Genomic DNA, 22,673 nt, shown 5'->3' with positions numbered 1-22,673 from the left:
GGGAAGGGCTGGAGAGATGGACATCCGTGGGATAGACCACATCGAACTGTACGTGGGAGACGCCAGACAGGCTGCCTTCTACTTCGACACCGCGGTCGGCTTCGCGCTGCGCGGGCACGGCGGACCGGAGACCGGGCTGGCGGGGCAGCGTTCCCTGCTGCTCGGCCAGGCCGACATCCGGATGGTGCTGACCTCCGGGCTCAGCGCCGAGCATCCGGCCTCGACGTACGTGCAGCGGCACGGCGACGGGATCGCGGTGGTGGCGCTGGAGGTCGGCGACGCCGCCGGGGCGTACGCGGAGCTGGTGGCCCGGGGTGCGACGCCGGTGACGCCGCCGCGCACCTGGACCGGCGCGGACGCCGAGGTGGTGACCGCCGAGGTGGGCGGCTTCGGCGACGTGCTGCACCGGCTCGTCGAGCGGCGCGGCGACCGGGGCGAGTTCCTGCCCGGCGCGATCGAGATGACCCCGCCCGGCGGGGCCGACCAGAAGCTGCTCGCCGAGATCGACCACCTGGCGGTCTGCGTGCCGACCGGCCAGCTCGACGAGACCGTCGCGCACTACGAGCGGGTCTTCGGCTTCACCCAGATCTTCGAGGAGCACGTCGAGGTCGCCGGCCAGGCGATGAACTCCAAGGTGGTGCAGGACCGCTCCGGGCGGGTCACCCTGGTGCTGCTGGAACCGGACGCCGGCCGGCGGCCCGGCCAGATCGACGCGTTCCTCACCGAGCACCACGGCGCCGGGGTGCAGCACCTGGGGCTGCGCACCGACGACATCGTCACCGCGGTCGGCGCGCTCGGCGAGCGCGGGGTGCGCTTCGCCGGCACCCCGGCCGCCTACTACGACAACCTGGAGCAGCGGGTCGGCAAGATCGACGCGCCGCTGGACCGGCTGCGGGACCTGAGCATCCTGGTCGACTCCGACCACGGCGGCCAGCTCCTGCAGATCTTCACCGAGTCGATGCACGTGCGCCGCACCCTCTTCCTCGAACTGATCGAGCGGCGCGGTGCGCGCACCTTCGGCAGCGGCAACATCAAGGCGCTCTACGAGGCCAAGGAACGGGAGCTGGCCGCGGCGGGGGCGACCCCCGGCGCCGTGGCCGGCACGGCACGAGGGGTTGGGGCATGACCACCACACATCCGGCGCTGACCGCGGAGGAGGAGGCGCTGCTCCCGTCCGACGAGGACGTGCGCCACTACGCCGAGCACGGCTGGTACCTGTCGAAGAAGCTGTTCACCGACGACGAGGTGGACGCCCTCACCGCGGCCACCGACCGCTACTACGACGGTGAGCGGGACCGCACCCTGCCGGCGCGTCCGCCGAAGCTGGCCTACTGGGACCCGTCCAAGGGGCCGGTGCAGCGGCACAACGACTACGTCCACCACGAGCACGACGGGATCGCCGCGATCCTGCGCAAGCCGCTGATCGGCGCGGTGGCCGCCCGGCTGGCGCAGGCCGACGAGATCCGGATCTTCCAGTCCACGCTGATCTACAAGCCGCCGATCTCCGGTGAGCCGTCCAACATCGTGCCCTGGCACTTCGACAAGCACTACTGGGCGTCCTCGTCGTCGGAGAAGATGCTCACCGCGTTCATCCCCTTCCACGACTGCGGGGAGGAGATGGGCACCATCACCATGGTCGACGGCTCGCACCGGTGGTCCGAGATCGGGGCGGACGACACCGTGGTCCGGCACTTCGCCGAGCGGGACCGCAGCCAGCTCGAGGAGATGCTGGCCGAGAACGCGGCGCACAACGGCGCGCAGATCCGCAAGATCCCGATGGTGATCCCCAAGGGCCACCTGAGTTTCCACCACTGCCGCACCTACCACGGCAGCGGCGCCAATGTCAGCGGACGCCCGCGCCGGGCGATCTCGCTGCACCTGCAGGACGGCGAGAACGCCTGGCGGGAGTTCCCGCTGTCGGACGGCACCCTCGCCGCGTACAACCACGACGTGCTGGTCCGCCGCACCCACGAGGGCCGGCCGGACTACGCGGACCCGGACTACTGCCCGGTCATCTGGCGCGATCGCGCCCAACAGGGAGGCTGAACATGTCACGGTACGACTGGGGTAAGACGCACCCGGGCATCGAGCGGCTGGAGAAGGCGGTGACCGACCGCCGGGACGTGGTGGTCAAGCACCCGCTGTACGCCAACCTGGACACCCACGAGGCGCTGGTCACCTTCATGGAGCACCACGTCTTCGCGGTCTGGGACTTCATGTCCCTGTTGAAGTCGTTGCAGCGGCAGCTCACCTGCGTGAACGTGCCGTGGATCCCGACCGGCCCGACGGGCAGCCGGCGGCTGATCAACGACATCGTGATGGTGGAGGAGAGCGACGAGCTGGGCGAGGGCTACATCAGCCACTTCGAGCTCTACGTGCGGGGGATGGGCGAGGCCGGGGCGGACACCGCCGCCGTCGACCGGCTGATCGAGTTGTTGCGGGCCGGTTCGTCGGTCACCGACGCGCTGGTCGCGGCCGGCGTGCCCGAGGCGTCGCGGGCCTTCGCCGCCACCACCTGGAAGATCATCGAGTCGACCCCGGTGCACTGCCAGGCCGCCGCGTTCGCGTTCGGCCGGGAGGACCTGATCCCCGACATGTTCACCCAGGTCGTCGCCGTCAACGAGCGCAGCAACCGGCTGCACACCTTCGTCGACTACCTGGAGCGGCACATCGAGGTCGACGGGGAGCAGCACACCCCGATGGCGATGCAGATGCTCGCCGACCTGTGCGGCGACGACGACGTCAAGTGGCAGGAGTGCGCCGACACGGTCAACCTGGCGCTGGCCGCCCGCGCCCAGCTCTGGGACGACATCCTCGCCGCCGTCAAGGAGGGTCGCGACAGGTGACCGACGCCGACCCGGTCCGGTTGTACCGCACGGTGCGGCTGATCCGCCGGTTCGAGGAGCGGGCCATCGAGCTGGTCCGCTCCGGGCACGTCGTCGGCGGCATCCACCCCTACCTCGGTCAGGAGGGGATCGCCGCCGGCGTGTGCGCCGCACTGCGCGACGGGGACCTGGTCACCGGCACCCATCGCGGGCACGGGCACGTGCTCGCGAAGGGTGCCGACCCGGCCCGGATGATGGCCGAGCTGTGCGGCCGGGAGACCGGGCTGAACCGGGGCCGGGGCGGCTCGATGCACGCCGCCGACCTCTCGATCGGAGTGCTCGGCGCGAACGCCATCGTCGGGGCCGCGCCGGCGATCCTCGCCGGCGCGGTCTGGGCCCGCCGGCAGCGCGGCGACGACGTGGTGGGGGCGAGCTTCTTCGGCGACGGCGCGGTCAACGAGGGGATGCTGCTGGAGGCGTTCAACCTGGCCGCGCTCTGGCGGGTGCCGGTGCTGCTGGTCTGCGAGAACAACGGCTACGCCACCACCATGCCGGTGGCCGGCGCGGTCGCCGGCACCATCACCGGCCGGGCCGAGGCGTTCGGCATCCCGGCCGTCGTCGTCGACGGCCAGGACCCGGAGCAGGTGCGCGCGGCGACCGCCGCCGCCGTCGCGCGGATGCGCGACGGCGGCGGGCCGGAGCTGGTCGAGGCCCGCACCTACCGGTTCGACGCCCACCACACCTTCGAACATTCGGTACGCCTCGACTACCGCCCGCCGGAGGAGGTGGCCGCCGGTCGGGCCCGGGACCCGGTGCTGATCCAGGGCACCCGGCTGTCCCCGGCCGACCGGGCGGCGGTCGACGCCGAGGTCGAGCGCACGCTCACCGCGGCGGTGGAGTTCGCCCTGGCCAGCGCCGAGCCGGACCCGGCCGGCGCGCAGGACCACCTGTACGCCAGCGGGCTGACCGCCCGGGGAGGTTCGTGATGCCACGGCTTTCGTACCGCAAGGCGCTGACCCGGGCGCTCGCCGACGAACTGGCCCGCGACGAGTCGGTGTTCCTGCTCGGCGAGGACATCCGGGTGGGCGCGTCGAACGTCACCGCCGGCCTGCTGAAGCGGTTCGGGCCGGAACGGGTCCTGGACACCCCGCTGTCGGAGCAGGCGTTCACCAGCTTCGCCACCGGGGCGGCCCTGGCCGGGCTGCGGCCGGTGGTGGAGTTCCAGATCCCGTCCCTGCTGTTCCTGGTCTTCGAGCAGATCGTCAACCACGCCCACAAGTTCCCGCTGATGACCGGTGGGCAGTGCGCGGTCCCGGTCACCTACCTGGTGCCCGGCTCCGGCTCCCGGACCGGCTGGGCGGGGCAGCACTCCGACCATCCGTACTCGCTCTTCGCCCATGTCGGCATCGTCACCGCGGTGCCGGCCACCCCGGCCGACGCGTACGGGCTGCTGGTCTCGGCGATCCGGCACGACGATCCGGTGGTGGTGTTCGCCCCGGCCGGCGCGCTGGACGTCCGGGCGGACGTCGACTTCGCCACCCTCGCCCCGGTGCCGCTGGGCCGGGGGCTGGTCCGCCGGGCCGGGGACGACGTCACCGTGGTCGCCGTCGGGCATCTGGTGCACGACGCGCTGGCCGTCGCCGACGCGCTGGCCGACCAGGTGTCGGTGGAGGTGTTCGATCCGCGCACGCTCTACCCGTTCGACCTGGACGGGTTGGTCGACTCGGTGTCCCGTACCGGCCGGCTGGTGGTGGTCGACGACTCCAACCGGTCCTGTGGCATCGCCGCCGAGATCATCGCCAGCGTCGTGGAGCGGGTGCCGCTGGCCGCGCCGCCGCGCCGGGTCACCCGCCCGGACGGCGCGGTGCTGCCCTTCGCCCCGGCGCTGGACCGGGCCGTGCAGCCGGGCCGCGAGCAACTCACCGCCGCCATCCAACTCACCATGAAGGACGGACGATGATCGACCCGAACTACCCCTGGCCCGAGGCCAGCCAGGCCTGGCGCGACCTGCCGGAGCCGGCCCGTACGGCGATGGTGGCCGCCGGGGCCGCCGCCTGGAAGGAGATCTTCTACGGCTGCGCGACGTACAACACGACGTGGCGGCTGGCCCGGCCCCCGGTCATGCCGGCGGACGCGTTCCGCGAGTTGAACGAGGTCTGCGACCGGCTCGCCCAGCTCATCCTGGATGCCTGCCAGCGGCGGGCCCGCACCGCCGGGGAGCTGCGCCGGCTGCTCGGGGTGCCCGAGGGCGGGACGAGGCTGCTCGACGAGTCCGAGGAGCTGTCCGAGGCGCTGCTCGCCGCGTACCGGCCCGACGTGCTGATCTCCGGCGGGGTGCCGAAGATCGTCGAGTACAACATCGACAGCAGCCTGGGTGGCGGCTTCGACGCCGACACGGTGGTCCGCCGGTACGCGACGCTCTACCAGGAGCAGGGCATCCTCGACGGGCTGCCGGTGCGGCCCGCCCCGTCCCTGCTGGACCAGCGGTTCGTGGCGATCCGGGACGGGCTGTCCCTGGCCGACGGGGCCCGGGTGGCGCTGCTGCTGGACTTCGACGCCGACTACCCGGGCCTGGAGACGCCGGACGACTTCATCAAGATCCTCTCTCCGCTCGTCGACCAGGCCCGGAACTTCGGCATCGACCTGGTCATCGCCCCGGTCGGCACCGCCACCCTGGACGCCCAGCGGCGGCTGGTGATCGGTGGCGCACCGGTGGACGCGCTGTTCCGGCTCTTCGTGCCCAACCGGGTCACCCCGAGCGCCGGCCTGGAGGCGGTCGCCGGGGCCCTCGACGCCGGCACCCTGCCGATGTTCGTCAGCGCCGCCGCCTGGCTGCTCGGCAACAAGCTCAACTACGCCTGGCTCTACGAGGACCTGGACCAGCTCGCCGCCGCCGACCAGGCCCTGGTCCGTCGGTACGTGCCGCACACCGTGGCGCTGACCGCCGCCGAGCTGGACCGGGCCCTCGCCGACCAGGCCAACCTGGTCGCCAAGCCGGCCGACGGCTCGGCGGGCCACGGGGTGCTGATCGGCCCGGCCCTGAGCGCCGAGGAGTGGGCCGCCGGGCTGCGCGCCGCCATCGACCGGGGCGGCGACATCCTCCAGCAGTACATGCCCGCCGACCGGGTGGCGATGGACTTCGTGCGGATGGAGACCGGCGAGACGGTCACCGCCGAGGTGCCGTACAGCATCGCCCCGTACCTGTTCGGGCGGACCGGCTCGGGTGCCCTGGCCCGGGTCGGCTACCCCGGCTGCGACGAGGTCCTCAACCTCGCCCGGGGCGTCCTGCTCACCGGCATCCTGCTCACCGACTGACCGGCCGCGTCCGCCCGTGTCCCGGCGGCACCGGCCCGCCGCTGGGACCGTCCATAGCGCACCGTCCCGACCTCCCCGGGCGGCGTCCGGTCACCGGCGGGCGGCCAGGTGCGCGCCGAGCCGGCGGATCGTCTCCGCCGCGGCGATGGCGTCACTGCGCGCGCTGCCGTGCCGGCCGTCGCTGCTGTAGAGCGACGGGTCAGTGCCGGCCGGATGGTCGGTGAGGTGCACGTGCAGCGTCCCGTACCGGTCGGCCAGCCGGCCGGTACGGGAGGAGAGCAGTCGCATCCGCGCACCGAGCCCCGGACGCAGCGACGCCGGCACCGCCGGGCTGTGCGAGACGTCGAACATGCCGACCGTGATCACGTCCGCGCCGGCGTCGCGTAGCGCGGTGACGATCGCGGTCAGCTCGGCGTCCACCGCGTCCGGGTCGAACGCCGTCCGGAAGGCGTCGTTGCCGCCGCAGACCACCAGCGCCAGGTCGGGGGAGAAGGCCAGCGCCCGGTCCAGTTGCCCCGCGCGGACCTGCTGGGCCCGCAGCCCGCGCCGGCCCAGGTTCAGGTACGCCAGCCCGGGTCGTCCGGCCGACAGCTCGGCCGCGATCCGGTCCGCCCACTGCACGTCCGGGTAGCCGTCGACCGGCTCGCACATGCCCTCCGCGACGCTGTCGCCGAGCACCACGAACCGGTGCCACGGGTGGTCGCGCAGCAGGTCGGCACTCTCCCCGTCGCGCAGGCAGTACGGATCGGTGGCCTCGGTCAACGTCGATGACATGGCGGGCAATGTAGCCCACCCGGCCCGTGCCGTTCAGCCGGGCTGGCCGGTCCCGGCCCGGTGGGCGGCGGCGAGGCGTCGCGGCGCGCGGGTGTACCACGCCTCGACGATCAGCTCGGTCAGCTCCGCCACCGCCATCCGGTCGAGCCGCACCAGCACGATCGGGTGACCGTCGAGGTGCGGGACGGTGAAGTACCGGCCGGGGTCGTCGGCGATCAGCGCCTCCTTCGCGCCGAGGTCGGGCACCCGCGCGCCGAGGACCGGGCCGGCGGGGGCGGAGTCGCCGAGGGCCGCGAGATCGGGCCGGCGCAGCGGCCGGTCCCAGACGAAGAGCTTGTCGCGGACCCGCCAGGCGGCCAGGCCGTCGTAGGTCGGGCGCTCGGTGGTCGCCGGCAGGGCGAGGGCGATCCGGCGTACGTCGTCCCAGGTGGCCATGCCCCACCGTAGCCCGGTCCGCGGGCCGGTGCCGGCCGGTCAGCCCGGGGTGGTGGCGGCCGGCCGGGGTCCGGGCCGGCCGGCCCGCAACGGCCCGGCGACCAGCGGCAGCACGGTCAACACCGCGCACACCACCGCCATCACCAGCAGCGCCGGACGCAGCCCGAGCGCCGCCACCGACCAGCCACCGACCAGCGCCCCCACCGGCAGCCCGACGAACGCCAGCGAGCCGGAGATCCCCAGTACCCGGGTCTGCAACTCGTCGGGCACCCGTTCGTAGAGCGTGGCCCCCAGCAGCGGGTTGACCGCGGCGATCCCGATCCCCGACAGGAACGTCACCACCAGCACCACCACCAGGTGGTCGGTGAGGGCCAGGGCGAGCAGCCGGGGCGCGCCGCTGACCGCCGCGCCGACGGCGAACACGAGTGTCCGGGGCAGCCGGGGCCCGATCATCGTGAAGACCACGTTGCCCAGCAGCGCGCCGCCGCCGAAGATCCCCAGTACCAGGCCGAAGCCGGCCGGGTCACCGAGTTCGTCACGGACCCACAGCGGCACCCAGACGGCCGTGTTGGCGGCGGCGAACATGTTCAGGGCGGAGACCACCACCAGCATGGTCAGCAGCACCCGGTCGGTGCGCAGGTAGCCGAAGCCGGTGCGCAGGGCCTGGAAGTAGCGCTCCCGGGGCGCCACCGGCGCCGTACTGGCCGGCGGGCGGACCAGCACCCCGACCAGCAGCGCGCAGAGCGCGAAGGTCCCCGCGTCGATCCAGATCGCCCGGGTCACCCCGACCCAGTCGATGAGCAGGCCGCCCGCCACCGCCCCGAACAGTCCGACCCCCCGCAGCAGGCCGTCGTAGGCGGAGGTGAGCCGGATCAGCTCCACCCCCGCCCGCTGTGCCGCCGGCCGGAACATCACGTGCTTCACCCGGTCGCCGATCCCGCGCAGCCCACCCGCCACCGCGACGAGGGCGACCAGCCACCCGAAGCCCAGCCACGGGGCCAGCGCCACCACGGCGATCACCACCGCGCTCGCCGCGTCCACCGTGATGGAGGTACGCCGCACCCCGAACCGGTCCGCCCACGGGGTGGCCAGCGAACTGGAGAGCATGTACGGCAGGAACTCCGCCGCCGCCACGATGCCCATCTTCGCCGGGCTGCCGGTGATGGTCAGCACCAGCCACGGGATGGCGATCACCGAGATGCGGCTGCCCAGGTTGGAGATCAGGTCGGCGGCGACCAACGTGACCAGTTCCCGGCGCGCGGCGGCGCTCCCCGGCCGCGAACCGGCGTCCGTCGTCACCGCGCTGCCGCTGCCGGTGCTGGTGCCGGTGGCGGTGGCGGGGCCTGAGTCGGTGGCGGGGCCCGAGTCGGTGCCGCTGCCCGAGCCCGAGTCGGTGCCGGAGAACGGGCCCGAGCCGGGGCCGGGGCTGCCGGAGGGAGCCGTCGTCCGGGGCGCGGCGTCGGCGTCGGCGGTCACGCCGGGCTGCCGACCGCGTCGGCGGGACGCCCGGCGGCGTACCGGTCGCGCAACGCCCGCTTGTCCACCTTCGCCGACCGGTTCAGCGGCAGCGCGTCGACGAACTCCACCGCGCCCGGCGCCCAGGTGTCGCTCAGCTCGCTGGTGACCAGCTCGATCAGCTCCACCCCGGTCACCGTCGCCCCGGGGGCACGCACCACGTACGCGTGCGGCAGCTCGCCGGCGACCGGATCGGGCACCCCGATCACCGCCGCCGCCCGGACCTCCGAATGCCCGGCGAGGACGTCCTCGATCGGCCGGGAGTAGATCGGCCAGCTCCGCTGCCGGGTGAGGATGCGGTCCTGCAACCGGTCCACCAGGTAGAGGAACCCGTCGTCGTCGAGGTGACCGACGTCCCGGGTGCGCACCCAGCCGTCGACCAGCGTCTCGGCGGTCAACCCGGGCTGCCCGTGGTAGCCGTGGAAGCTGAGCCGGGTACGCACCCACACCTCGCCGTCGACGCCGGCCGGCACCACCCGCCCGTCCGGGTCGCGGATCTCGACCGTCACGTCGCCGTACGGCCGGCCGCAGGAGCCCAGCCGCTCCGGGTGCGCCGGGTCGTCGGTCAGTCCGGGCAGTGCGCAGATCACCACGGCCTCGCTGAGGCCGTACACGATCCGCAGGCACGGGCCGAACCGGGCGATCGCCTGCCGCAGCCGGGCCGGCGCGGCGGGCCCGGCGCCCACGTTGAACATGAACATGGCCGAGAAGTCGGCGCCGTCCAGGGCCGGATGGTCGAGCACCTGGTAGAGCATCGGCGGGGTGACGAAGGTGGAGGTGAGCCGTTCGGCGTCCACGGTCTCGATGAACGCGGCCGGGTCCCACTGCTGGCGCAGGAACAGCACCCCGCCGGTGAAGAGGTTGAACAGGGTGGTGATCTGCCCGCTGGCCAGCCACATCGGCGAGTGCGACAGGTGCCGCAGCAGCGGGAAGCCGGCCGCCCGGAAGTCCGCCGCCAGGGCCAGCACCTGCCGGTAGAAGCTCTCCCGGTGGTGCACCAGCTTCGGCGTGCCGGTGGTGCCGCTGGTCTGCAGGAACGACTCCGGGGACGGCACCTCGGCGGGCAGCTCGGCGGGCGGCGCGTCGGCGGTCAGCTCCGCGCCCAGCCGCAGCACCGGCACCCCCGGCAGGGACGCGGCGATCTCCGCGCCCAGCCCGTCGGGGGCGTGCGCGTGGTGCACGAAGACGTCCGGCCGGGCCAGCCGGACGAACTCGTCGATCTCCCGCCGGGACGTCACCGGGGCGATCCACATCGTCCGGCAGCCGAGCAGGTGCAGGGCGAGCTGGAGCAGCGGACCCTCCACCGCGTTGCCCAGCATCACCAGCACCGCCGCGCCGGGGCGTACCCCGTGCCCGGCGAGCGCGCGGGCCAGCCCGCGTACCTCGTCGGCGACCTGCGGGTAGGTCAGCCGGCGTCCGTCGCCGACCAGCGCCTCCCGGTCGCCGAACCCGGCGAACAGCTCCAGCGCGTCGTGCACGTAGGTGGTGGAACGGTCGGCCCCGTCGGTCATCGCACAGCCCCCAGGTCGATGCGGCGGCGGGTCGTCGGCGGCCCGGTGGGACCCGAGCTGGCGACCGGCCGGGATGGCGTCCGGGCAAGTCAGAGCCCGGCACGCGACGGGGTGCGGGAATGGGCGACCGCACCGCCGCCGACTGCGAGCCTAGGCGGACGGCGTCGCCGGGGGACAGAGCCGAACGGCGATCGACCAGCCACCATGGACATTTGATCATGTCTATCGGGTTGATTGACGCCTGTCAGCGGTCGCCGCTAGGTTTCTGGACCATCGTCCGGGCGGTGCCGTCAATGGACGCCGGCCCTGGGCGGCCAACCATGGAGGTTCAATGTCGACCCCGAAGAGATGGCAGGTCATAGCGTCCGCGGCCGCGTTGCTGGTCGTGAGCGCCCCGGCGGTGGTGGCCAGCGCCGGGCCGTCCGACTCCGACAGCGCCCGGCACGCCCGGGGGGAGTGGGCGGGCACATGGGCCGCGGCGGTCACCCGAGGGAACACCGTCGGGCTGACCAACACCGGGCTGAACAACCAGAGCATCCGGATGACCGTGCACACCACGGTCGGCGGCGAGCGGCTGCGGGTCCGGCTGAGCAACCTCTACGGTGAGCAGGCGGTGCAGGTGGGACACGCCACCGTCGCCCGCCCCAACACCGTCACCGTGACCGACCGGTCCGACATCGTCCCCGGCACGCTGCGCGAGCTGACCTTCGGTGGGGCCACCTCGGCCACCATGAACAGGGGTGCCGAGCTGCTCAGCGACCCGCTGGACTACCCGGTGGCCGAGCAGGAGGACCTGGTGGTCACCCTGCACTTCCCGGTGCTCACCGGGCCGGTGACGTTCCATGGCCAGTCGAAGGTCACCACCTTCATCGGCGCGAACGACCTGACCACCGCCGCCGACGGCGCCGGCTTCACCATCCGGCCGGACTGCTGCTGGATGTTCCTGTCCGGCATCGACGTGGAGCGCCGGCAGACCCCCGGTGCGGTGGTGGTGCTGGGCGACTCGATCGGCGACGGCAACGGCAGCACCGTCAACGCCAACAAGCGCTGGCCGGACCTGCTCGCCGCCCGGCTCGCCACCGCCCGACCGGAGGTGCGCACCCCCGGCGTGCTCAACCTGAGCCTCGCCGGCAACCGGCTCAACCACGAGGGCACGGAGCCCGGCACGGGCGGCTTCCCCGGCTACTACGAGCTGGGTCCCAACGCCCTGGCCCGGCTCAACGAGGACGTCTTCCCGCAGACCGGGGTGAAGACCCTGGTGACCCACCTCGGCATCAACGACCTCTGGATGTCCGACGACTCGGCCGAGAGCATCATCGCCTCGCTGCGTCAGGTCAACCAGCAGGCCAAGGCGCGTGGCCTGCGCAGCCTCGCCGCCACCCTCACCCCGTACGAGGGGCACGGCAACCCGGGGGTGTGGACGCCGGAGAAGGACGCCAAGCGGCAGGCGGTGAACACCTGGCTGCGTGGCCCGGGCGCCCACGAGTTCGACGGGCTGCTCGACTTCGACGCGGTGCTGCGCGACCCGGCGCAGCCCAGCCGGCTGCGGCCGGCGTACGACTCGGGGGACCACATCCACCCCAACGACGCCGGCAACCAGGCGCTGGCGGACGCCGTACCCCTTCGACTGCTCGGTCTGTGACACCGGTGGGGCGGCGGGGTGACCTCGCCGCCCCACCGTTCATCCTGGGGAGGAAGCACCACATGAACGTCGACGAGATTCTGACCGGCCTCTACAGCGAGCAGGGCCGGCAGCACCCCTACCCGTGGTACGCGGCCCTGCACCAGCACGGGCCGATCAGCGTCATCCCGAACCGCTCGGAGCACAGCACGGTCAGCGCGGTGGCCGTCGGCTACGACCTGGTCGACCAGGTGCTGCGCGACCCGGAGTGGTACAAGCAGGCCCCACCCGGCTGGCAGGACCAGGAGATCCTGCGCACCTTCCACTCCTCGATGATGTTCATCAACCCGCCGGACCACGGCCGGATGCGGGGCGTCTTCGCCAAGACGTTCACGCCGCGCCGGTTGGGCGCGCTGGAGCCGGTGATCGTCCGGGTGGTCGACAACCTGCTCGACCGGATGGCCGAGGCCGGTGCCGGCGGCGGCGAGGTCGACTTCGTCGCCGAGTTCGCCTACCCGGTGCCGGCGCTGGTGATGGCCGAGTTCATCGGGCTGCCCGAGGCCGAGCTGGCCTGGTACCGGCAGCGGGTCGACTGGATCGACGAGTACCTCGACGTGGCCGGCAACACCCCGCAGCGGCTGGCGCTGGCCAACCAGGCCGCCGAGGAGCTGCGCGCCCTGTACCGGGACCTGATCGCGCACCGCCGCCGGCAGCCCGGCACGGACCTGATCAGCGGCCTGGTCGAGGCGCTGGACTCCGGCGACGTCGACCTCACCGAGGAGGAGCTGATCAGCAACCTGATCGTGCTCTTCAACGCCAGCTTCGTCACCACCGTCTACATGTTCAGCAACGGTCTGCCGGTGTTGCTGGCCCACCCGGCGACCGTCGCCGCGCTGCCCGGCGACGAGGCGCTGGCCCAGGGTTGCGTGGACGAGGTGCTGCGGCTGGAGAGCCCGGTGCACTTCCTGGCCCGGGCCGCGCCCCGGGACACCGAGCTGGGTGGCGTGCCGGTCGCCCGGGACGAGAACGTGCTGCTGATCATCGCGGGCGCCAACCGTGACCCGGCCCGCTTCCCGGAGCCGGACCGGTTCGACCCGCGTCGGGAGGGGCCACCGTCGCTGGCCTTCGGTGTCGGCCCGCACTTCTGCCTCGGCTCGGCGGTGTCCCGGCTGGAGGGCCGGATCGGCCTGCCCCGGCTCTTCGCCCGCTTCCCCCGGCTCGCGGTCAGCCAGCAGCCAGACTACAGCGGGAGCCTGTTCCTGCGCGGCATCGACAAGCTCTTCGTCACCACCGGCGAGTAGGAGACCTCATGCCCCTCGATCCCCAGGTGGTGGCGTACCGGACCGCGCGGGCCGCCGCCGGCACCCCACCGCTGTACACCCAGACCCTGGCCGAGGCCCGCGCCGCCGACCTCGCCGCGATCCGCGCCGGCGGCGGCGACGTCGAGCCGGTCCACCAGGTACGCGACACGTACGTCCCCGGCCCCGCCGGTGAGCTGCGCCTACGGGTGCACCGGCCGGCCGGCGACGGGCCGCTGCCCACCCTGGTCTACTTCTTCGGCGGCGGCTGGACGCTGGGCAGCGTGGAGACCGCCGACGGGATCTGCCGCCGGCTGGCCAACGCCACCCCCTGCCAGGTGGTGACGGTCGGCTACCGGCTCGCCCCGGAGCACCCGTTCCCGGCCGCCGTCCTGGACTGCCACGCCGCCACCCGGTGGCTCGCCGAGCACGCCGCCGACTTCGGGGCGGACCCGGACCGGCTGGTCGTGGGCGGCGACAGCGCCGGTGGCAACCTGGCGGCGGCGGTGACCCTGCTGGCCCGCGCCGAGGGCGGCCCCCGGCTGGCCGGGCAGTTGCTGGTCTACCCGAACACCGACCAGCGCGCCGACCGGCGGCCCGCCGCCGACCAGGACCCGCTGTTGTTCAACCAGCACTCCGTCGACTGGTACCGGGGCCACTACCTGGCCGACCCGGCCGACGCGGCCGACCCGCTGGCCTCCCCGCTGCTCGCCGACGACCTCGCCGGGCTGCCGCCGGCCCTGGTGGTCACCGCCGAGCACGACCCGCTGTGCGGCGAGGGGGAGCGGTACGCGCAGCGGCTGCGCGAGGCCGGAGTGCCGGTGCGGTCGAGTCGTTACCCCGGCATGATCCACGGGTTCTTCGCGATGCCCGGCGTCTTCGACGCCGGCCGCCGTGCCCAGGACGAGGCCGCCGCCTTCCTGCGGGAGGTCTTCGGGCTGCCCACTCCGGACGGGCCGACGCCCGACCGTTCCGCCGCCCCGGTGGCCGCTCCGACGGGTGCGAGCGGTGGCTGAGCCGATCCGCTCCGACGTGCCGCCCGCCGCTCCCGCCGGGCCGCCGGTCGCCGCCGGGTCGGTGCCGGCCGGCGAGGACCGCGGGGTGTCCGGGACCGCCGACCGGCCGCCGGTCAGCCTGGCCGACTTCGCCGACCTGGCCCGGGCCGCGCTCCCGCCGGGCGTCTGGGACTTCGTCGGCGGGGGCAGCGGCACCGAGACCACCCTCGCCGCCAACCGGGCCGCCCTGGACCGGGTCGCCGTGCTGCCCCGGGTGCTCACCGGCGTGGAGAGCCCGCGCACCGGGGCGGCGCTGCTCGGGCGTAGCCAGGCCATGCCGGTGGCGGTCGCGCCGATGGCGTACCAGCGGCTGCTGCACCCCGACGGCGAGCCGGCCCTCGCGGCGGCGGCCGGCGCGGCCGGGCTGCCCTACGTGCTCAGCACGCTGAGCAGCACCCCGATCGAGGAGGTCACCGCCGCCACCGGCGGGCCCGTCTGGTTCCAGCTCTACTGGCTGCGCGACCGGGGGCTCGTCGCCGAGCTGCTCGACCGGGCGCACGCCGCGGGCTGCGCCGCGCTGATGGTCACCGTCGACGTGCCGGTGCTCGGCCGGCGGCTGCGCGACGTCCGCAACGGCTTCGCACTGCCGGCCGAGGTGACCGCCGCCAACCTGCCCGCCGGCCGGGACGACCTGGCGCACGCCGGCACACCCGGGGTGTCGGCCATCGCCGCGCACACCGACGCCGTCTTCGCGCCCGCGCTCACCTGGGCCGACCTGGCCTGGCTGCGCGACCGTACCGGGTTGCCGCTGCTGGTCAAGGGCGTCCTCGACCCGCGCGACGCGGCCCGGGCCGCCGACGTCGGCGTGGACGCCGTGGTGGTCTCCAACCACGGCGGCCGGCAGTTCGACGGGGCACCCGCCACCGCCACCGTGCTGCCCGAGGTGGTGGCGGCCGTCGGCGACCGGGTGGAGGTGCTGCTGGACAGCGGCGTCCGCTCCGGCACCGACGTGCTGCGCGCCCTGGCCCTCGGCGCGACCGGGGTGCTGCTCGGCCGCCCGCTGCTCTGGGCGCTCGCCGCCGGCGGCCGGGCGGGCGCCGAGGCCGCGCTCGCGCTGCTCGCGGTCGAGCTGCGCGACGCCCTGACCCTGACCGGCTGCGCCGACCCGGCCGAGGCCCGGCGGCTGCGCGCCACGACCGGAGGCTGACCCGTGAACCAACCGGTGGACCTGGACGTCGCGACCCTGCACCCGGCGGTCGACGACCCGGCGCTGAACTCGATGAACTTCCTCAACGAGGTGGCCCAGCACTGGCCGGACGCGGTGTCGCTGGCCGCCGGCCGGCCGTACGAGGAGTTCTTCGACGACGACGCGCCGCGTCGCTGGCTGGACCGGTTCCGCCGGCACCTCGCCGACGACCTCGGGCAGGGCCCGGAGCAGGTACGCCGGACCCTGTTCCAGTACGGCCGTACCAAGGGGATCATCCACCACCTGATCGCCCGCAACCTCGCCGTCGACGAGGGCATCGACGTCGACCCGGAGGCGGTGGTGGTGACCGTCGGCTGCCAGGAGGCGATGTTCCTGGTGCTCCGGGCGCTGCGGGCCGGGCCGGCGGACGTGCTGCTCGCGGTGGCCCCCACGTACGTCGGGCTCACCGGCGCGGCGCGGCTGGTGGACCTGCCGGTCCGGCCGGTGGCCGGCGGTCCGGCCGGGGTGGACCTGGCCGACCTGCGGGCCCAGGCACGCCGGGCCCGGGCCGAGGGGCTGCGTCCCCGGGCCTGCTACGTGATGCCCGACTTCGCCAACCCGTCCGGGGTCAGCCTCGACGTGGCCGCCCGGCGGCGGCTGCTCGACCTGGCCGCCGAGGAGGACCTGCTGCTGATCGAGGACAACCCGTACGGCCTCTTCCCGGCCGGGGACGTGGACCGGGTTCCGACGCTCAAGGCGCTCGACACCCGCCGCCGGGTGGTCTACCTCGGCTCGTTCGCCAAGACGGTGCTGCCCGGCGCCCGGGTCGGCTACGTGCTGGCCGACCAGCGGGTCGCCGGTGCGGACGGTGCGGTGGTGCCGTTCGCCGACCAGCTCGCCAAGATCAAAAGCATGGTCACGGTGAACACCTCCGCGCTGGCCCAGGCCGTCATCGGCGGCGCACTGCTGGAACACGACTGCTCGCTGGTCGCCGCGAACGTCCGGGAACGCGCCGCGTACACCCGCAACCTGCATCACCTCCTGGCCGGCCTGCGACGGCGCTTCCCGGCCGGGTCCCCGGTGCGCTGGAACGCCCCGGCGGGTGGCTTCTTCGTGGTGGTCACCGTGCCGTTCCCGGTCGACGACGCGCTGCTGCGCCGGTCCGCCGAGCGGCACGGGGTGCTGTGGACCCCGATGGCGCACTTCTACGACGACGGCCGCCCGGTGGACGCGCTGCGGCTGTCGGTCAGCGCGGTCACCCCGGACCAGATCGACCTCGGCCTCGACCGGCTCGCCGCGCTGGTCACCGAGGAGCTGGCCCGGTCCGCGCTGCCGGCGGGGTGACCCGCCCCGGGGCCGCGCTCCGCCGGCCCGACCGGCGGACGGCGGAACGTCGCCGACCCGCCACCCCCCGTGCTGCCGGACGACCGACCGAGCGGCCATAATGGACGACATGGTCGCTTGGGAGTACGCCCTGTTGGTCCGCCGCTACCAGGGACAGGGACGCCAGTTCCACGTCTCGTTCGTCTGGTACGGCCCGGACGGCTCGCGCAACGACGTCACCGCGTACGGCGACACCGCGATCGCCCACCTCAACCGGGTCGGTCGGGAGGGCTGGGAGTTGGTCTCCGCCGCCGAGGACGTCAACAACGTCCAGGGCAGCACCGAAGTCCACCGCTACCACCTAAAGCGCCCCCTAACCTGACCCCCCGCCCCCCTCCCCGCCCCCGCCCCCTCCCCCCGCCCTCCCGCCCTCCCCGCTTTCCCGCGTGATCAAGAGGTTTCGGTCACCGGAGTGCGTCTCCGCGACCAAAACCTCTTGATCACCGACCCCACCCCGGGCCGCGCCCGTCCCGGGTGGCCCGGTCCCGAGTTCGTCTGCGGTGATCAAGAGGTTTTGGGTACTGGGGGAGCGGTTGGTGACCGAAAGCTCTTGATCACCGGGGGTGTGCGGGGCGCTGGCGGTGGAGGCGCCCGGGGGTGTGCGGGGCGCCTGGGGGCGGCCGGGGTGTGGAAGGGGACGCCCCGCGCGGCGGGGCCGGGCGGGGCGTCGGGGTGTGGTGGGCGGGTGGGCGGTGGTGGCGTCAGCCCAGGTTGACGGTGGGGTAGAGGGGGAAGCCGGCGAGCAGGTCGGTGGCCTGCTCGCTGACCTTGTCGGCCACCGCCGGGTCGAGGACGTACTTGGCCTTCGACGGGGTGCCGTCGGCGTTGCCGCCCGGCGCGGTCTGGGTGAGCACGGTGTGGATCAGCTCGGCGGTGGCGTCCATCTCGGCCGTGCCCAGGCCCCGGCTGGTCAGCGCCGGGGTGCCGATCCGGATGCCCGAGGTGTACCAGGCGCCGTTGGGGTCCTGCGGGACGGCGTTGCGGTTGGTGACGATGCCCGAGTCGAGCAGCGCCTGCTCGGCCTGCCGGCCGGTGAGGCCGTAGCCGGAGACATCGAGCAGGACCAGGTGGTTGTCGGTGCCGCCGGTGACCAGCGTGGTGCCCCGCCGCCGCAGCCCCTCGGCGAGCGCCTGCGCGTTGTCGACGATCCGCTGGGCGTAGTCGGCGAAGTCGGGGCGGCGGGCCTCCGCGAGCGCGACGGCCTTGGCGGCCATCACGTGCGGCAGCGGGCCGCCGAGCACCATCGGGCAGCCCCGGTCGACCTGGTCGGCCAGTTCCGGGCCGCAGAGCACCATGCCGCCGCGTGGGCCGCGCAGCGACTTGTGGGTGGTGGTGGTGACGATGTGCGCGTGCGGCACCGGGTCGAAGTCGCCGGTGAAGACCTTGCCGGCGACCAGGCCCGCGAAGTGCGCCATGTCGACCATGAAGGTGGCGCCGACCGAGTCGGCGATCTCCCGCATGATCCGGAAGTTGACCTTCCGGGGGTACGCCGAGTAGCCGGCGACCAGGATCAGCGGCTTGAACTCGCGGGCCGCCTCGGCGACCCGGTCGTAGTCGATCAGCCCGGTGACCGGGTCGGTGCCGTAGCTGCGCTGGTCGAACATCTTGCCGGAGATGTTCGGCCGGAAGCCGTGGGTGAGGTGACCGCCGGCGTCCAGCGACATGCCGAGCATCCGCTGGTTGCCCAGTTCGCGGCGCAGCGCGAACCAGTCCGCCTCGGTGAGGTCGTTGACCTGGCGGACCTGGGCCTTGCGCAGGGCCGGCGACTCCACCCGGTCGGCCAGGACCGCCCAGAAGGCGACCAGGTTGGCGTCGATGCCGGAGTGCGGCTGCACGTACGCGTGGGCGGCGCCGAACAGCTCCTTGGCGTGCTCGGCGGCGAGCGCCTCGACGGTGTCGACGTTCTGGCAGCCGGCGTAGAACCGGCGGCCGACGGTGCCCTCGGCGTACTTGTCGCTGAACCAGTTGCCCATCGCCAGCAGGGTGGCCGGGGAGGCGTAGTTCTCGCTGGCGATGAGCTTCAGCGATTCGCGCTGGTCGGCCAGCTCGGCGCCGATGGCGTCGGCCACCCGGGGCTCGACGGCACGGATCACCTCGAGCGCGCTGCGGAAGGCGGTGGATTCGGCGTTCAGCGACATGGGACCTCCTGGTGGCGTGCGGAAGGCCCAGGCGCTCGGCGTGCGTCCTCATGACGGGGCCGCTTCCCGATGGTGCTCCATCCCCACGCGCCAGTCACGGCCCGCCGACGATCCTACCGGGTGCCCGTCCGGGTGCCGGACGCCAGTCCGTGCCGCCCCACGGAAACGGCCGGCACCCGGGCGCCTGCGGCGGGCTGGGCGTCGGGTGGACGGACCCGGCCCGGCCCGCCCGGTCAGGTGGCCCGCACCTGGGAGGCCGTCGACCGGGCGGCGAGGGTGGCGGCGATGCCCCGGGCGGCGACCACGACCGACGTCTCCGATCGTGCCGAGCTGCGCGACACCCGGGCCGGCCGGGCGGACCGCCCCGGCCGTCCGCCGTCCCGCGCGTTCCGCGCCCGGGGGCGCCGCTGCGTACGATCGGCGGATGCTGGGGGAGGACGCCGAGGGCAGTCTGGTCGCGATCAGCGACCTGCACGTCGGGTACGCGGAGAACCGTGCCCTGGTCGAGGCGCTGCGGCCCGACTCGCCACGGGACTGGCTGATCGTCGCCGGGGACGTGGCGGACACCGTGGCCGACGTCGAGTGGGCGCTCGGCCTGCTCGCGCGCCGGTACGAGACGGTGATCTGGGTGCCCGGCAACCACGAGCTGTGGAGCCCGCCGGCCGACCCGGTCACCCTGCGCGGGGTGGCGCGCTACCGGCTGCTGGTGGAGCGCTGCCGGGCGCTGGGGGTGGTCACGCCCGAGGACGACTACCCGGTCTGGCGGGGGCCCGGCGGTCCGGCGCTGGTGGCCCCGCTGTTCCTGCTCTACGACTACAGCTGGCGACCACCGGGGTTCGACACCCGGGAGGCGGCCCTGGCGGAGGCGTACCGCAGCGGGATCGTCTGCACCGACGAGTTCCTGCTGCACCCCGACCCGTACCCGAGCCGGCAGGAGTGGTGCGCGGCCCGGCTGGACGAGACCGCCCGCCGGCTGGCCGCCCGGGATCCGGAGCTGCCGACGGTGCTGGTCAACCACTGGCCGTTGGACCGTCATCCGACCGAGGTGCTGCGCTATCCGATCTTCGCGCAGTGGTGCGGGACGGACGGCACGGCCGACTGGCACCGCCGGTTCGCCGCCCGCGCCGTGGTCTACGGGCACCTGCACATCCCGCGTACCACCTGGCGCGACGGGGTGCGGTTCGAGGAGGTCTCGGTGGGCTACCCCCGGGAGTGGCGACAGCGGGCCGTACCCCCGGGGCGGGTGCGGCGGATCCTGCCGGCGCCGCAGGGCGTGCCGAGGACGGCCTGGTGAACCGCCGACCGGGTCCGGCCGGCGGTCGGGCGGACCGGACGGGACCGCCCCACCGGCCGCGCCGCGCCCGTACCGGGAACTCCACCGGCGACGGCGCGCTGGGTGCCGATACCCTGCGCCCATGAACGGCGCGGCGGACGGGGAACAGGTGGCGGCGGCGCTCGGGCGGGCGCTGGCCCGGCTCGTCTTCGTCGACCTGGGCACCGACGCGGTGACGGCCCGGATCATCGACGCGGTGGCCGGCTGGGCCGGTGACCAGGGTTGGCGGGTCTACCGCCGGGCGCCCAGCGTGCTGCCTCTGCCACCGCCGCTGTCGGGCCGGCAGTCGGTGCTCGACGTGGCGTGTGCCCGGCCGGACGGCCCACCCGTCGTCGTCGAGGTCGACCACACCGACCGGGGGCGCACCTGGGCGAAGCTGGCGGCGGAGGCCGAGGCCGGCCGGGTCGCGGTCTGGGTGCGTTGGGGGCCGGGACGGTTCGTCGCGCCGCCGCCGCCGATCCACCTGGTGACCTGCGAGGTGACCCGCCGCAACGGGCCGGCGGGCCGGCTGCACACCCGGACCCGCGACGTCCACCGGCCGGCGCCGGAGCATTCGGCCGGGGGTGCCGCCGGCACGGTCGCCGAGCCGCTGCCGCTGCCCGCGCTCGACCTCGACGTGCCCTGAGCCGGCGGGCTCCCGGCCGCCGTCGGCTACTCGAAGCGGGACGGGTCGCCGGCACCCCGCCGGACGATCTCCGGTGGGTCCTGCGAGAAGTCGATCACGGTGGTGGGCAGGACGCCGCACTCGCCGGAGTCGACCACCGCGTCCACCACGTGGTCCAGCCGCTCCTTGATCTCCCAGCCCTGGGTCATCGGTTCGACCTCGCCGGGCAGCAGCAGGGTGCTCGACAGCAGCGGCTCGCCCAGCTCCGTCAGCAACGCCTGCGCCACCGGGTGGTCGGGGATGCGGACCCCCACCGTCTTCTTCCTCGGGTGCAGCAGCCGGCGCGGGACCTCCCTCGTGGCCGGCAGGATGAACGTGTAGCTGCCCGGAGTGGCCGCCTTCAACGACCGGAACAGGGCGTTGTTGATCTGCACGAGCTGGCCGAGCTGCGCGAAGTCCCGGCACACCAGGGTGAAGTGGTGGCGGCTGTCGAGCTGGCGGATCTCCCTGATCCGGTCGATGCCGTCCCGGTTGCCCATCCGGCACCCGAGCGCGAAGCCCGAGTCGGTCGGATAGGCGATCAGCCCGTCGGCGCGGAGGAGCCCGACCGCCCTGCCGATCGTCCGCGGTTGCGGGTTGTCCGGGTGCACGTCGAAGTACGTCGCCATGGCGGCAGCCTAGGACCGGCGCGTCCGCTGGCACCGGGCGGTCCCGGTGAGCCGCCGCCGCGCACCGGCGGCGACGGATACGGTGGGAGGCGTGGCGACGACGGCAGCCGAGGAGATCCGGGTCGGCGCGCGGGTCGTCCGGGTGTCCAGCCCCGACAAGCCGTACTTCCCGGAGCGGGGGCTGACCAAGCGCGACGTGGTCGGCTACTTCCTCGCCGTCGGCGACGGCATCCTGCGCGCGCTGTGGAACCGTCCGACGATGCTGGAGCGCTGGCCGCGCGGGGTGTTCGCGGGGGCGAGGATCGGCACCCGGCAGGACAACCGGGGCGACGCTTTCTACCAGAAGCGGGTGCCGGCGGGCGCACCCGACTGGGTACGCACCGCGCATCTGACCTTCCCCAGCGGCCGGACGGCCGACGAGATCGCCCCGACCGAGCTGGCCGTGGTGGCCTGGGCGGCCAACCTGGGCACGCTCCGCTTCCACCCGTGGCCGGTCTCCGCCACCGACGTGGACCACCCGGACCAGCTCCGGATCGACCTCGACCCGATGCCCGGCGTCGGGTTCGACCAGGTGGTGCCGGTTGCGCACGAGGTGCGGGCGTTCCTCGACGAGCTGGGACTGGTCGGCTACCCGAAGACCACCGGCGGGCGCGGCCTGCACGTCTACCTGTCGATCGAGCCGAGGTGGAGCTTCGGCGAGTGCCGGCGGGCGGTGCTGGCGTTGGGCCGTGAGACGCAGCGCCGCCGGCCGGACCTGGTCACCACCACCTGGTGGCGCGACCAGCGGGACCGGCCGGTCTTCGTCGACTACAACCAGATGGCCCGGGACCACACCATGACCTCGGCGTACTCCATCCGGCCCACTCCGGCGGCGCTGGTCTCCGCGCCGCTGGACTGGTCGGAGCTGGACGACGCGCGCCCCGAGGACTTCGACGTGCTGAGCATGCCGGCCCGGTTCGCCGGGCGGGGCGATCCGCACGCCGGGCTGGACGAGCGGCGGTTCTCCCTGGAGCCGCTGCTGGAGCTGGCCGACCGGGAGGGGCTGGAGGCCCCGCCGGAACGCTGACCCGTC

At 74.1% G+C, this 22,673-nt stretch carries 21 protein-coding genes and 1 riboswitch; of the genes, 15 read left to right on the top strand and 6 right to left on the bottom strand.

Annotated elements, in window-relative coordinates:
* The first annotated feature begins 16 nt into the window (after positions 1-16).
* From hppD to ACIQG9_RS00500, 6 genes are read left to right on the top strand one after another with little or no spacing between them, the layout of a single operon-like run.
* Positions 17-1,126: a 4-hydroxyphenylpyruvate dioxygenase gene (gene hppD, locus ACIQG9_RS00525; protein ID WP_400396650.1), complete on the top strand. Its 1,110-nt coding sequence runs from the start codon at positions 17-19 to the stop codon at positions 1,124-1,126.
* Positions 1,123-2,046: a phytanoyl-CoA dioxygenase family protein gene (locus ACIQG9_RS00520; RefSeq protein ID WP_400396647.1), complete on the top strand. Its 924-nt coding sequence runs from the start codon at positions 1,123-1,125 to the stop codon at positions 2,044-2,046. The genes hppD and ACIQG9_RS00520 overlap by 4 nt, the downstream gene beginning before the upstream one ends.
* A 2-nt stretch (positions 2,047-2,048) precedes the next feature.
* Positions 2,049-2,846 (top strand): DUF3050 domain-containing protein, encoded by a 798-nt coding sequence (locus ACIQG9_RS00515; protein ID WP_400396645.1) that lies wholly within the window; start codon positions 2,049-2,051, stop codon positions 2,844-2,846.
* Positions 2,843-3,811: a thiamine pyrophosphate-dependent dehydrogenase E1 component subunit alpha gene (locus ACIQG9_RS00510; protein WP_400396642.1), complete on the top strand. Its 969-nt coding sequence runs from the start codon at positions 2,843-2,845 to the stop codon at positions 3,809-3,811. The genes ACIQG9_RS00515 and ACIQG9_RS00510 overlap by 4 nt, the downstream gene beginning before the upstream one ends.
* Positions 3,811-4,785 carry an alpha-ketoacid dehydrogenase subunit beta gene (locus tag ACIQG9_RS00505; protein WP_400396639.1) on the top strand — a complete coding sequence of 325 codons (975 nt, stop codon included), beginning with the start codon at positions 3,811-3,813 and terminating at the stop codon, positions 4,783-4,785. Before ACIQG9_RS00510 ends, ACIQG9_RS00505 begins: the two co-directional genes overlap by 1 nt.
* Positions 4,782-6,140 carry a hypothetical protein gene (locus tag ACIQG9_RS00500; RefSeq protein ID WP_400396636.1) on the top strand — a complete coding sequence of 453 codons (1,359 nt, stop codon included), beginning with the start codon at positions 4,782-4,784 and terminating at the stop codon, positions 6,138-6,140. The genes ACIQG9_RS00505 and ACIQG9_RS00500 overlap by 4 nt, the downstream gene beginning before the upstream one ends.
* Positions 6,141-6,230: 90 nt before the next feature.
* Here ACIQG9_RS00500 and ACIQG9_RS00495 read toward each other — a convergent pair whose 3' ends face one another.
* The 4 genes from ACIQG9_RS00495 to ACIQG9_RS00480 all read right to left on the bottom strand — a co-directional run bounded on the left by ACIQG9_RS00495 (position 6,231) and on the right by ACIQG9_RS00480 (position 10,375).
* Positions 6,231-6,914, bottom strand: a complete 684-nt coding sequence (locus ACIQG9_RS00495; RefSeq protein ID WP_400396634.1) for an SGNH/GDSL hydrolase family protein — start codon at positions 6,912-6,914, stop codon at positions 6,231-6,233.
* Positions 6,915-6,947: 33 nt separating this feature from the next.
* Positions 6,948-7,349 (bottom strand): MmcQ/YjbR family DNA-binding protein, encoded by a 402-nt coding sequence (locus tag ACIQG9_RS00490; protein WP_400396631.1) that lies wholly within the window; start codon positions 7,347-7,349, stop codon positions 6,948-6,950.
* Between the two features lie 39 nt (positions 7,350-7,388).
* The gene (locus ACIQG9_RS00485) at positions 7,389-8,648 is read right to left on the bottom strand and encodes an MFS transporter (protein WP_400398743.1); all 1,260 of its coding nucleotides are present in this window, start codon (positions 8,646-8,648) and stop codon (positions 7,389-7,391) included.
* A gap of 173 nt (positions 8,649-8,821) precedes the next feature.
* Complete coding sequence (locus ACIQG9_RS00480; protein ID WP_400396629.1) at positions 8,822-10,375, bottom strand: class I adenylate-forming enzyme family protein; 1,554 nt, start codon at positions 10,373-10,375, stop codon at positions 8,822-8,824.
* 358 nt (positions 10,376-10,733) lie between these two features.
* On the opposite strand from ACIQG9_RS00480, the gene ACIQG9_RS00475 reads away from it, so the two are divergent.
* The 6 genes from ACIQG9_RS00475 to ACIQG9_RS00450 all read left to right on the top strand — a co-directional run bounded on the left by ACIQG9_RS00475 (position 10,734) and on the right by ACIQG9_RS00450 (position 17,180).
* Positions 10,734-12,017 (top strand): SGNH/GDSL hydrolase family protein, encoded by a 1,284-nt coding sequence (locus ACIQG9_RS00475; RefSeq protein WP_400398742.1) that lies wholly within the window; start codon positions 10,734-10,736, stop codon positions 12,015-12,017.
* 62 nt (positions 12,018-12,079) lie between these two features.
* Positions 12,080-13,297 (top strand): cytochrome P450, encoded by a 1,218-nt coding sequence (locus ACIQG9_RS00470; RefSeq protein WP_400396627.1) that lies wholly within the window; start codon positions 12,080-12,082, stop codon positions 13,295-13,297.
* Between the two features lie 8 nt (positions 13,298-13,305).
* On the top strand, positions 13,306-14,310 hold the full coding sequence (locus ACIQG9_RS00465; RefSeq protein ID WP_400396625.1) for an alpha/beta hydrolase: 1,005 nt from the start codon (positions 13,306-13,308) through the stop codon (positions 14,308-14,310).
* Positions 14,311-14,395: 85 nt separating this feature from the next.
* A complete protein-coding gene (locus ACIQG9_RS00460; RefSeq protein WP_400398741.1) occupies positions 14,396-15,496 on the top strand; it encodes an alpha-hydroxy acid oxidase in 1,101 nt (366 codons plus the stop codon).
* 3 nt (positions 15,497-15,499) lie between these two features.
* Positions 15,500-16,819, top strand: coding sequence for a PLP-dependent aminotransferase family protein (locus ACIQG9_RS00455; protein ID WP_400396622.1), 1,320 nt, complete (start codon positions 15,500-15,502; stop codon positions 16,817-16,819).
* Positions 16,820-16,919: 100 nt separating this feature from the next.
* The gene (locus tag ACIQG9_RS00450; RefSeq protein ID WP_400396619.1) at positions 16,920-17,180 is read left to right on the top strand and encodes a hypothetical protein; all 261 of its coding nucleotides are present in this window, start codon (positions 16,920-16,922) and stop codon (positions 17,178-17,180) included.
* A gap of 379 nt (positions 17,181-17,559) precedes the next feature.
* Here the strand turns inward: ACIQG9_RS00450 and ACIQG9_RS00445 are convergent, their stop codons facing one another.
* Positions 17,560-18,996: a glycine hydroxymethyltransferase gene (locus ACIQG9_RS00445; protein ID WP_400396617.1), complete on the bottom strand. Its 1,437-nt coding sequence runs from the start codon at positions 18,994-18,996 to the stop codon at positions 17,560-17,562.
* Between the two features lie 18 nt (positions 18,997-19,014).
* A riboswitch (ZMP/ZTP riboswitch) is annotated at positions 19,015-19,104 on the bottom strand.
* Positions 19,105-19,420: 316 nt separating this feature from the next.
* On the opposite strand from ACIQG9_RS00445, the gene ACIQG9_RS00440 reads away from it, so the two are divergent.
* On the top strand, positions 19,421-20,290 hold the full coding sequence (locus ACIQG9_RS00440) for a metallophosphoesterase family protein (protein ID WP_400396615.1): 870 nt from the start codon (positions 19,421-19,423) through the stop codon (positions 20,288-20,290).
* Positions 20,291-20,411: 121 nt separating this feature from the next.
* Positions 20,412-20,954 carry a hypothetical protein gene (locus tag ACIQG9_RS00435; RefSeq protein ID WP_400396613.1) on the top strand — a complete coding sequence of 181 codons (543 nt, stop codon included), beginning with the start codon at positions 20,412-20,414 and terminating at the stop codon, positions 20,952-20,954.
* A 26-nt stretch (positions 20,955-20,980) separates the two neighbouring features.
* Here ACIQG9_RS00435 and ACIQG9_RS00430 read toward each other — a convergent pair whose 3' ends face one another.
* A complete protein-coding gene (locus ACIQG9_RS00430; protein WP_400396610.1) occupies positions 20,981-21,601 on the bottom strand; it encodes an L-threonylcarbamoyladenylate synthase in 621 nt (206 codons plus the stop codon).
* An 82-nt stretch (positions 21,602-21,683) separates the two neighbouring features.
* Between ACIQG9_RS00430 and ACIQG9_RS00425 the strand changes: the two genes are divergently transcribed.
* A complete protein-coding gene (locus ACIQG9_RS00425; RefSeq protein ID WP_400396607.1) occupies positions 21,684-22,667 on the top strand; it encodes a DNA polymerase domain-containing protein in 984 nt (327 codons plus the stop codon).
* Positions 22,668-22,673 lie beyond the last annotated feature (6 nt).

The organism is Micromonospora sp. NPDC092111, assembly GCF_044755745.1.
Taxonomy (GTDB): Bacteria; Actinomycetota; Actinomycetes; order Mycobacteriales; family Micromonosporaceae; genus Micromonospora.
The sequence above is the reverse complement of the archived record's forward strand: the minus strand, read 5'-3'. Positions and strand labels throughout refer to the sequence as shown.